Here is a 2292-nt window from a genome sequence, read left to right on the forward strand (position 1 = left end):
TTCAGGCCTTGACCAACCAACTCCTCACCCTGACCTCCAGCAAAGCCGGATCGAAAACCAACGCCCGTGCCGCTAAGCGCGCACTCTCAAATGAGGCAACCAGAAACTCGACGCGCGCATCTTGACACGAGGCAACACGACGAGCCGAGATTGCCTGCCTGTGGATAAACGTCCGACTGTGGATAAATCGCTCTTCGGAGCCGCCACGTAACCTCGCGGATGTTCGACCAACTCCGCCGTAGAAGGGGCACGCATGACCGTCCAGGTTGATTTGCAGGGCAGGATCCGCGTCCCGACCGACCTCGACGCCGTCACGGCGGTCGGCGACGAAGACCACTCCGGGATCGACCCTGCGGCCGTCGAGCGGATCTGGCAGGCCGCCCGCCACTGGTACGCGGCGGGAATGCACCCGGCGATCCAGGTGTGCCTGCGGCACAACGGCAAGGTCGTGCTCAACCGGGCGATCGGGCACGGTTGGGGCAACGCCCCCACCGACCCGCCGGACGCCGAGAAGGTCCCGGTCCAGACGGATACGCCGTTCTGCGTGTACTCGTCCGCCAAGGCGATCACCGCGACCGTCGTGTACATGCTCGTCGAACGCGGGCAGCTCTCACTCGACGATCGGGTCTGCGAGTACCTGCCCACTTACACCAGCCACGGCAAGCATCGCACCACGATCCGGCACGTGATGACTCACAGCGCCGGCGTCCCGTTCCCCACCGGACCCAAGCCGGACCTCAAACGGGCGGATGACCACGAGTACGCGCAGCAGCGGCTCGGCGAGCTGCGGCCGCTGTACCGGCCGGGGTTGGTGCACATCTACCACGCGCTGACCTGGGGCCCGCTGATGCGCGAGATCATTTATGCCGCCACCGGCAAGGACATTCGCGAGATTCTGGCCACCGAGATCCTCGACCCGCTAGGCTTCCGCTGGACCAATTTCGGTGTGGCAGAACAGGATATCCCGCTGGTCGCGCCAAGCCACGCCACCGGCAAGCAGTTACCGGTCCCGATCGCGGCAGCGTTCCGTAAGGCGATCGGCGGCACGCTATACGAGACCATCCCGATCACCAACACACCGATATTTCTCACCACCGTCGTCCCGTCGTCCAATACTGTCTCGAACGCCGATGAGATGTCGCGCTTTGCCGAAATATGGCGCCGCGGAGGTGAACTCGACGGCGTGCAGATCATGCAGCCGCAGACACTGCGCGACGCGGTCCGCCAAAGCCGGCGGCTACGACCGGATGTCGCGACCGGCCTGGCCCCGGCCCGTTGGGGCACCGGCTTCCAGTTGGGCACCGACAAGTACGGCCCCTTCGGCCGCGGCGCGCCGGCAGCGTTCGGTCATCTGGGGCTGGTCAACATCGCGATCTGGGCCGACCCCGAGCGTCAGCTGGCCGCCGGTGTGGTCAGCAGTGGCAAGCCGGGCAGAGATCCGGAACTCAACCGTTACGGGGCCCTGATGAACCGCATCGCAGCCGAGATCCCGCGGGTGCCCACGGGCGGATAGCCGAAAGTCGTAAAGAAGTGTCCCGCGATTTCGTTGGCTAGTCCACGCTCGTCTAATATGTCCAACACATGTTTGGCTGTAGTCGGGGGACCAGCAACTTGGCCGTTCGGACCTTGAGCGCCCATGTTTTGTTGCCCGGCGTGGGAATGAGACGGGTAGCTTCTCGATGGCTGGTGAAAAGAGCGGTCTGACACCGGATTACGAAACGTCGCAGTCGATCTACGACCTCAACGACGACTTTTTTGCACTGTTCTTAGGCCCAACGATGGGCTATACCTGCGCTTATTTCGATCGCGACGACATGACGCTCGACGAGGCACAAGTCGCCAAATTCGACCTGGCGTTGGGCAAGCTGAATCTTGAGCCCGGCATGACGTTGCTCGACGTCGGATGCGGGTGGGGCGGCGCGCTGGATCTGGCCTTGCAGAAGTACGACGTCAACGTCATCGGCATCACCCTGAGCCGCCATCAGCACCAATACACGACAGAGCGGCTGGCCAAGGTGTCGACATCGCGGTCGGTCGACATCGGGCTGCAAGGCTGGGAGGAGTTCGACCAGCCGGTTGACCGCATCGTGAGCATCGGGGCGTTCGAGGCATTCACCAAGCGTCGCTACGGCGCGTTCTTCGAGACCGCGTACCGCCTGCTGCCGGCCGACGGCCGCATGCTGCTGCACACGATCCTCACGCATCCGCCTAGCTACTGGGCACCGCACGGCATCGCGATCACGATGAGCGATCTGCGGTTCATGCGCTTCATCGGGCAGGAGATCTTCCCCG

At 63.8% G+C, this 2292-nt stretch carries 2 protein-coding genes; both read left to right on the forward strand.

All coding sequences use genetic code 11. The features are described 5' to 3' along the window. The first annotated feature begins 253 nt into the window (after positions 1-253). Positions 254-1513: a lipase LipE gene (lipE, locus tag VKI00_RS28330; protein ID WP_324444132.1), complete on the forward strand. Its 1260-nt coding sequence runs from the start codon at positions 254-256 to the stop codon at positions 1511-1513. A gap of 166 nt (positions 1514-1679) precedes the next feature. After that, positions 1680-2292, forward strand: a 613-nt coding sequence (locus VKI00_RS28335; RefSeq protein WP_324444134.1) for a class I SAM-dependent methyltransferase, incomplete at its 3' end; no start/stop codon positions are given.

It is taken from the genome of Mycobacterium sp. (assembly GCF_035314665.1).
In the GTDB taxonomy this organism is placed as follows: Bacteria; Actinomycetota; Actinomycetes; order Mycobacteriales; family Mycobacteriaceae; genus Mycobacterium.